The 7,497-nt window shown below is 43.9% G+C and carries 10 protein-coding genes; all 10 read left to right on the top strand.

Features of this window, described 5'->3' with window-relative positions; all coding sequences use genetic code 11:
* The first annotated feature begins 63 nt into the window (after nucleotides 1-63).
* Nucleotides 64-939, top strand: a complete 876-nt coding sequence (rfbA, locus tag D8Y20_RS13255; RefSeq protein ID WP_121544192.1) for a glucose-1-phosphate thymidylyltransferase RfbA — start codon at nucleotides 64-66, stop codon at nucleotides 937-939.
* Nucleotides 936-1,490, top strand: a complete 555-nt coding sequence (gene rfbC, locus D8Y20_RS13250) for a dTDP-4-dehydrorhamnose 3,5-epimerase (RefSeq protein WP_121544191.1) — start codon at nucleotides 936-938, stop codon at nucleotides 1,488-1,490. Before rfbA ends, rfbC begins: the two co-directional genes overlap by 4 nt.
* A complete protein-coding gene (gene rfbD, locus D8Y20_RS13245; protein ID WP_121544190.1) occupies nucleotides 1,487-2,368 on the top strand; it encodes a dTDP-4-dehydrorhamnose reductase in 882 nt (293 codons plus the stop codon). The genes rfbC and rfbD overlap by 4 nt, the downstream gene beginning before the upstream one ends.
* A 124-nt stretch (nucleotides 2,369-2,492) precedes the next feature.
* The gene (locus D8Y20_RS14065) at nucleotides 2,493-2,708 is read left to right on the top strand and encodes a four helix bundle protein (RefSeq protein ID WP_370050757.1); all 216 of its coding nucleotides are present in this window, start codon (nucleotides 2,493-2,495) and stop codon (nucleotides 2,706-2,708) included.
* Complete coding sequence (locus tag D8Y20_RS13870; protein ID WP_236075454.1) at nucleotides 2,705-2,929, top strand: four helix bundle protein; 225 nt, start codon at nucleotides 2,705-2,707, stop codon at nucleotides 2,927-2,929. The genes D8Y20_RS14065 and D8Y20_RS13870 overlap by 4 nt, the downstream gene beginning before the upstream one ends.
* The gene (rfbB, locus tag D8Y20_RS13235) at nucleotides 2,922-4,016 is read left to right on the top strand and encodes a dTDP-glucose 4,6-dehydratase (RefSeq protein ID WP_121544189.1); all 1,095 of its coding nucleotides are present in this window, start codon (nucleotides 2,922-2,924) and stop codon (nucleotides 4,014-4,016) included. The genes D8Y20_RS13870 and rfbB overlap by 8 nt, the downstream gene beginning before the upstream one ends.
* Nucleotides 4,017-4,378: 362 nt before the next feature.
* Nucleotides 4,379-5,149: an ABC transporter permease gene (locus tag D8Y20_RS13230; protein ID WP_121544188.1), complete on the top strand. Its 771-nt coding sequence runs from the start codon at nucleotides 4,379-4,381 to the stop codon at nucleotides 5,147-5,149.
* Complete coding sequence (locus tag D8Y20_RS13225; protein WP_121544187.1) at nucleotides 5,146-5,853, top strand: ABC transporter ATP-binding protein; 708 nt, start codon at nucleotides 5,146-5,148, stop codon at nucleotides 5,851-5,853. Before D8Y20_RS13230 ends, D8Y20_RS13225 begins: the two co-directional genes overlap by 4 nt.
* 49 nt (nucleotides 5,854-5,902) lie before the next feature.
* Nucleotides 5,903-6,646, top strand: coding sequence for a sulfotransferase family 2 domain-containing protein (locus D8Y20_RS13220; protein ID WP_121544186.1), 744 nt, complete (start codon nucleotides 5,903-5,905; stop codon nucleotides 6,644-6,646).
* The coding region (locus tag D8Y20_RS13215) for a DUF4915 domain-containing protein (protein WP_121544185.1) at nucleotides 6,643-7,497 on the top strand (855 nt) is incomplete at its 3' end. The genes D8Y20_RS13220 and D8Y20_RS13215, both read left to right, overlap by 4 nt.

Genomic DNA, 7,497 nt, shown 5'->3' with positions numbered 1-7,497 from the left:
CTCATCTGAGGAAAATACTCCCGTGACTGCTGCCTCCACGTTGTTAATCAGGAGCGTTATATAATGAAGGGCATAATTCTTGCAGGTGGTTCAGGTACCAGATTGCACCCGTTAACACTTTCGGTCAGTAAACAATTAATGCCAGTATATGATAAACCGATGATCTATTATCCTCTGTCTACTCTTATGCTGGCTGGTATTCGCGATATTCTGATTATCTCAACACCTGAAGATCTGCCAAATTTCAGACGTTTGCTTGGTGATGGCTCACAGTGGGGGATAAACCTTTCCTATGCTGAACAACCAAGCCCGGATGGATTGGCGCAGGCATTTACCATTGGTCGTGAGTTTATTGGAGATGATACAGTAGCTCTGATCTTAGGCGATAATATCTTCTATGGTCAGGGAATGGTTAAACAACTTAAGAAAGCAGCACAGCAGTCATGCGGTGCAACGGTGTTTGCCTACAGGGTGAATGATCCGGAGCGCTATGGTGTGGTTGAATTTGAAGGCGATTTCCGGGCTGTGTCGATAGAAGAAAAGCCTGCGCTTCCTAAGAGTAATTGGGCAGTCACCGGCCTCTATTTTTATGATAACAGGGTAGTTGATATTGCTGCTAAACTGAAGCCATCTGCGCGTGGTGAATTGGAAATTACCGATGTAAATCGCACCTACCTGAATGAGGGGGGGCTGCGGGTTGAGACCCTCGGTCGAGGTGTCGCTTGGCTGGATACAGGTACGCACGAGTCGCTTTTGGATGCGGCTCGTTATGTTGAGATTATTGAAAAACGTCAGGGGCTTAAGGTGGCATGTCCTGAAGAGATCGCCTGGGAGATGGGGTATATTTCTAATTCTCAGTTGAAGGCGCTGGCTGATTCACTATGCAAAAACGAGTACGGTCGTTATCTGATTCGTCGTCTTGCTGAGGGTAAGATATGAATGTCATAGAAACAACATTACCCGGCGTTTTGATTATTGAACCGAAGGTGTTTGGGGATGCGCGCGGTTTTTTTCTAGAAACCTTTCATAAGCAAAGGTATGAAGCGGCCGGCATTCCGCTGAAAGGTTCGGAGTTTGTGCAAGATAATCATTCTCGTTCCAGTAAAGGCGTGTTGCGCGGTCTGCATTTTCAGCTTGAAAACCCACAGGGTAAATTGGTTTCAGCAGGAACTGGCGCAGTGTTTGATGTGGCTGCAGATGTAAATCCTGACTCGCCCACCTATGGTCAGTGGGTCGGTGTAGAGCTATCGGAAGAGAATCATAAACAGTTGTGGATTTCCCCAGGTTACGCACATGGTTTCTGTGTACTGTCAAATGTTGCAGACTTTCAATATAAATGTACGGCTCTTTATCATCCGGAGTCTGATGGTGGCGTGGCTTGGGATGACCCTGAACTGGCTATCGAGTGGCCTGTCGATCACCCGATCTTGTCAGCCAAAGACTTGGCGCTGCCCAATCTATCTGAAGCAACACGAAAACAATTACCATGAGGCTGTTGATTACAGGTGCAAAAGGACAGTTAGGCTCTGAATTGGTAGGTCTTGGTTCCAAGCATGAGTTGTTAGCTGTAGATCACGATGTCTTGGATATCTGTGATGCAGATGCAGTCAATCGGCTTATGAACGATTTTTGTCCCGATGTGGTGGTTAATGCAGCAGCCTATACTGCAGTGGACAGAGCTGAGTCAGATCGGGATGCGGCTTTTGCTGTCAATAGAGATGGCCCTGCTAATCTGGCAAAAGCATGTGAACGCGTTGGGATTCCACTGATCCATGTGTCTACTGATTATGTGTTTGATGGTTCAAAGAAAAGTGCCTATATTGAGTCGGATCTGGTTGCTCCATTAGGTGTATATGGTGAAAGTAAACTGGCCGGAGAGCAGGTTGTTCAAGAACACTGCTCGCACCATATTATCTTGCGTACCAGTTGGGTGTTTTCAGCGCATGGTCATAACTTTGTGAAAACAATGTTGCGTTTGGGCTCTGAAAAAAGTGAGCTGAGTGTTGTTGCTGATCAGCACGGTTGCCCAACGGCAGCAGCAGAATTGGCGCGCGGTATCTACGCTTTGTTGGATAGTGCTCTTGATGATTCGGCGTGGGGGATTTACCATTTTTGTCAGCCAGAGTCTGCGACATGGTACAGTTTCGCTGAAGCTGTGTTTGTTGAAGCGAGGAAGCAGGGCTTTGCAATGAACGTCTCTCAGCTCAATGCAATAGGCACAGAGAATTATCCTACGCCTGCCAAACGCCCTGAAAATTCAGTGATGGATTGCAGTAAGCTAGAGTCTCAATTTGGGTTCAGTATCAGACCATGGAGAGAGTCGTTGCGTGATGTAATAAAGGAACTAAAAGTGGGGAGTGACTTGTGATTAGTGACTGGTGTAAGGACTGTGATTCGTTTTTAGTGACTGGTAGTTGCTATGGAGCATTTATAGCTAGTTACATGTTACCAATAACCAGTCAACAATCACTAGTTAGAAGTAACTGTCCGTCATGAAATCACATAAAGATCTGGATGTGTGGAAGAAGGCGGTCGATTTGTCTGTTAATATTTATAGTGTGACTGAACAGTTTCCAAGAGACGAGATCTATGGAATGACCAGTCAGATGCGCAGAGCTGCGGTATCGGTCGCGAGCACAATTGTGCAGGACGCACCATTGCACGCGTATAGCGCCCTGAAAGGGGAGTGCACACGATGTGGTCTATGAACATAGCAGAGGGCGCAGCTCGTCGAACAGATAAAGATTTTATTTACTTTTTACATATTTCGTTAGGGTCGGCAAGCGAGCTGGATACCCAGGTTGAAATTGCGGCGCGTATTGGTCTTCTTGATGAAAAGAATGCTTGCAAAACCCAAAGTGAAACCGGAGAAATATCCAGAATGATTTACGGCCTCATTCGGTCAGTGGAGAACAAGAAACATGACTAATTCCCAATCACTAATCACTAATCACTCGGAGTTCGTCCCTCGTAATATCCTGGTGACAGGTGGTGCAGGTTTCATCGGCTGTAACTATGTGCGTTATATGCTAAAAAATTATTCTGATGTGCGTATTGTTAATTTAGATCTTCTGACTTATGCCGGTTCATTGGATAATTTGAAAGATTTACCTAGTGAGTCCCGCCATACCTTTGTGCAGGGTGATATTTGTGACCGTGATTTGGTCGACCGGCTGTTGCGCGAACATGAAATTGATACCATTGTGCATTTCGCTGCCGAATCACATGTGGACAACTCTATTTCGGGCCCTGAAATCTTTGTGAAAACCAACGTGATGGGCACCTTCACCCTGCTTGATGCCGCCCGTCAGTATTGGATGGTTGAAGGTGGTCCTGATCACCAGTCACTAACTACTAGTCACCAATCACCAGTCACTAGTCACGGTGCTCCAGCAGCCGTCAGATTTCACCACATCTCCACGGATGAGGTATATGGTACGCTAGGAAAAGATGATCCGGCTTTTAGTGAGAGTACACCTTACGCACCGAATTCACCTTACTCAGCCTCTAAAGCGGGCTCAGATCATCTTGCACGTGCATATTTTCATACCTATGGCTTGCCGGTGACCACGACCAACTGCTCTAACAACTATGGCCCTTATCAGCACAGTGAAAAGCTCATTCCCACAATTATTCGCAACTGTGTGAATCAAACGCCCATTCCTGTGTATGGGGATGGCTCCAATATCCGTGACTGGCTTTATGTCGAGGATCACTGCTCTGGCATTGATGCTGTGATTCGTAAGGGGACAGTTGGTGAGGTGTATAACATTGGTGGCATCAATGAGTGGAGTAATATCAATATTGTGCGTTGTATCTGCAACCTGATGGATGAGGTGAATGACCAGTCACCAGTCACCAGTCACGAATCACTGATCTCCTTCGTTACTGATCGCCCTGGTCATGACTGGCGTTACGCCATTGATGCAGAAAAGATGGGCAATGAATTGAATTGGAAACCTGCAGAAACGTTTGAAACAGGGATACGAAAAACAGTTGAATGGTATTTGCCGTGATTATTCTGGAATGCTGAGTGAGTATACGCTTGGGTTCAGTTACATTATTTGGGTGTGGGAGCAGTTGAAAACGTAATATCCAGAAGTATAAGGGAAAATTCAGTGCTGTCTGGTTAAGGTGGTATCAGTAAGTAATCAGACCTGAATTTCTTGCATTTATGATACATTTGTAGCTGCCGAAACAGTAAGCCCAAAAATCTTAAATTCAGGTTCTGAAGCACATTAAAACGCTATTTCAGCGAATGCTCTTGGAGAGGTGTGTTAATCCTGCAAGCTGCTAAAAGAGAGGCGCTGTTGCTTGGTGCTGGATTAAGGGACCTTTTTTATTACTCTATTGATTAAAGTGAGCTATATTTCGAATCATGATGAATTTCAGAAATGCAGTAGATGTTATTCTATATCGTGCTTACTCAGAAATGCGGGCTGAAGTTGTTAATGGCTCCATGGGGATGCTACTTTGGGTTGTTGAGCCTTTGCTGTATTTGGGTGCATTTTACATTGTTTTTTCTGCCTTGGGCTTGCGTGGGGGGACAGACGCCGTTCCATTCCTTCTTATAGGGCTGGTAGTTTGGAAGTGGTTTGCCAGTTCGGTTTATCGTGGTGCGTCTTCTATCAAGTCAGCTGCTGCTGTGATGCAACAGATACATGTGCCTAAATATGTATTTCTTATATCTGCATTATTGTCTGTATTTTATCAGTTTCTAATCGTTTTTGGGGTCTTGTTAGGGTTTCTTCTATTGTATGGCATTGAGCCGGGCTGGGGGTGGATTAATTTAGTTGTCATAGTTTTTATTCAGTTATTATTGACTGTCGGAATTGCAGGAATATTTGCAGTGTTTTTGCCATTTTTTCCTGATTTACAAGTAATTGTTTCTAACGGTTTGACGATGATGTTTTTCATGTCTGGTATTTTCTTTGAAATTGATTCGGTGTCAGAATTTTATCAACGCATATTTTACTTGAATCCGATGGCAACCATGATTGAGGCATATCGGGATGTTTTCCTGACAGGACAGATTGGAGATTGGTCATCTTTAGGGATTGTGGCTTTAATTTCTGTCATCCTGATTGTAATGGTTGTTTTGTTGCTTCACAAATGGGATAGAGTATATCCAAAGGTTCTGCCTGTATGATGGCTTCTCAGCATGAAATAGCATTGCAGGTTAACAGCGTTGGTGTGTGTTATAAGCAAAAATCCGGGTTCTTTCGGTCCACAGACTTCTGGGCAATCAATGATATTTCTTTCGATATCATGCATGGTGACACACTGGGTGTCATCGGTAGAAACGGTGTGGGAAAAAGTACCTTGTTGAAAGTGATGACGGGGATTATTGAGCCTGACCGAGGTCATGTGAATACTTTTGATAATAGTGTCTCGTTGCTAGGGTTATTGGTCGGCTTTAATCAGAGTCTTTCTGGTCGAGATAATGCAGTGATGAATGCTATGCTGCAGGGAGTCTCTCAAAAAGATATCGAGAACAAGCTTGATGAAGTTGAGGCGTTTGCAGAACTCAAAGGTTTTTTTGATCAGCCCGTTTGTACATATTCAGCAGGAATGCGTACCCGGTTGAGATTTGCAATCGCCATTCAGGTGAATCCTGATATTTTACTGATTGATGAGGTGCTCGGTGTGGGTGATGCTGCTTTTAGTAAGAAGTCCGGAAAAGTAATCCGGGAGCGTATCGAGTCGGATCAAACAGTCATGATCGTTTCGCATCACCTGGATACTTTGTATGAGCTATGCAATCGAGTTGTCTGGCTGGATGGCGGTGAAACAAGGATGATCGGGCCTGCCGCTGAGGTGCTGGATAGCTATAAGAAAGCAGTAGGCGGTTGATTGAATATGAGTTCTCATAACAAGTCTGATTGCAGGAAGTGTTAATAACATGTGGCCATTTCAAAAAAAAGAACCTGAGAGAGAGCTGGTTCCTGCACTATTCATGCATATTCAGAAAACGGCTGGTACTTCAATCGTTGAAATAGCAAAACAGCATTATGGCGATAAAAACATAGTAAGCCACGGTGATTACTCAGGACGAAAACCTGAATGTTTGTCAGGTAAATTGTTTATCTCAGGTCATTTTGGCTATGAATATGCTGAATCTTTATTATCATCAAGGTATTCATTTACTTTTTTAAGGGATCCTGTTGAGAGGGTACTGTCGTTTTATTATTTTTGTAGAACAAAAAAAACAAATGAGCATCCTATATATCAGGTTGCCCAGAGTTCTAGTTTAGAGGTTTTTTTGCGCGCAGGGATCCGTGAACCGAGTGTTAGAGCGTATATTTTGAATAATCAAGTTTGGCAGTTAGCTCATGGTTTTGGGGGCGAGAATAGTATTGCGTTTCGTAAGTTTTTTTTTAGACCTGAAGAGTTGCTTGATCTGGCAAAAATGCATTTGAATAACTTTTCACACATTGGATTTACAGAGACGTTTGAGAAGGATGAAAAGATCGTTCTTTCTGCTCTTAGGATACCTGAGTCTGAAGGTGGTATGCGTATTAATGTGACCAAAAATCGCCCTTCGATAGCTGACTTATCAATTACAGAGTCTAAGTTGCTTGAAGAACTGACATTATGGGATCAGTTGTTGTATCAATATGCGTGGTCCCGCAGGATTCAGCTATGACTGACAATAGTAGGTTTAGAGTGAAGGATTTACTCCTTGTGAGTTGTCCTGGGGTGCTCGGAGGGTTGGTCTGCCTACAGGGTGACCAGCACACAATTCTATCGGTTGATTCTTCTACGGGCATTTTTCTGGACAAGGATAACCTAGTGGTGGCTCACCAGTTCAGTGGAGGAAAATCTTTACAGGCTATTGATCGGAATAGGCAGAGACTATGCTCGTTGTCCGATGCGCCATTAGACCTACATGATGTGCTATTGAAAGAAAACTCTTTGTTTATTGTCGCGACAGAGAATAATGAGGTTATTGAATTTGATTTAGAATTGATGATGCCTCTGAATCGATGGGGTTTGGCTGGCGAACCGGACTCTGCTCATATAAATAGTGTTATGTTTTATCAAGGACGTTTGATAGCTTCAATTTTTGGACCGTTTGAGAAAAAACGAGGGTACAAGGAAGGTACTAGAGGGCTCGGTCAGGTGATTGATGTTGTTACTGGTGAAGTATTTATTGATGGCCTTTCTCAGCCTCACTCATTGACGGTGGTGGGAGACCTGCTCTATCTGTGTAACTCTGAAGCAAGGGAGCTCCGAGTCTACGAAGGAAGCTGCCTTAAGAAAACAGTTGATCTTCCAGGGTATGCTAGAGGCATTGCTGTTAGTGATGATGAAATATATGTTGGCATAAGTCTGTCTCGGAATGCGAAAATAGAAGGTGATACTTCTACTGCATCAATCATTATTCTTGATAGAGGGACTTGGGCTATCAAGGGATTTGTAAGCGTACCTTTTTCCGAAGTGTATGATGTGATGATTGTTGATGCTGCCAGTGATCTTGTTCTCAAGGCGGTCAAT

This window comes from Mariprofundus sp. EBB-1 (assembly GCF_003665155.1).
Lineage (GTDB): Bacteria > Pseudomonadota > Zetaproteobacteria > Mariprofundales > Mariprofundaceae > Mariprofundus.
This window is presented reverse-complemented; position numbering and strand designations above follow the sequence as displayed.

Bases quoted from the DNA above. Each gene is read 5' to 3' on its own strand.
- D8Y20_RS13220 (WP_121544186.1), top strand. From the start codon at position 5,903: ATGTGGCCATTTCAAAAAAAAGAACCTGAGAGAGAGCTGGTTCCTGCA.
- D8Y20_RS13870 (WP_236075454.1), top strand. From the start codon at position 2,705: ATGAACATAGCAGAGGGCGCAGCTCGTCGAACAGATAAAGATTTTATT.
- D8Y20_RS14065 (WP_370050757.1), top strand. From the start codon at position 2,493: ATGAAATCACATAAAGATCTGGATGTGTGGAAGAAGGCGGTCGATTTG.
- rfbB (WP_121544189.1), top strand. From the start codon at position 2,922: ATGACTAATTCCCAATCACTAATCACTAATCACTCGGAGTTCGTCCCT.
- D8Y20_RS13230 (WP_121544188.1), top strand. From the start codon at position 4,379: ATGATGAATTTCAGAAATGCAGTAGATGTTATTCTATATCGTGCTTAC.
- rfbC (WP_121544191.1), top strand. From the start codon at position 936: ATGAATGTCATAGAAACAACATTACCCGGCGTTTTGATTATTGAACCG.
- rfbD (WP_121544190.1), top strand. From the start codon at position 1,487: ATGAGGCTGTTGATTACAGGTGCAAAAGGACAGTTAGGCTCTGAATTG.
- rfbA (WP_121544192.1), top strand. From the start codon at position 64: ATGAAGGGCATAATTCTTGCAGGTGGTTCAGGTACCAGATTGCACCCG.
- D8Y20_RS13225 (WP_121544187.1), top strand. From the start codon at position 5,146: ATGATGGCTTCTCAGCATGAAATAGCATTGCAGGTTAACAGCGTTGGT.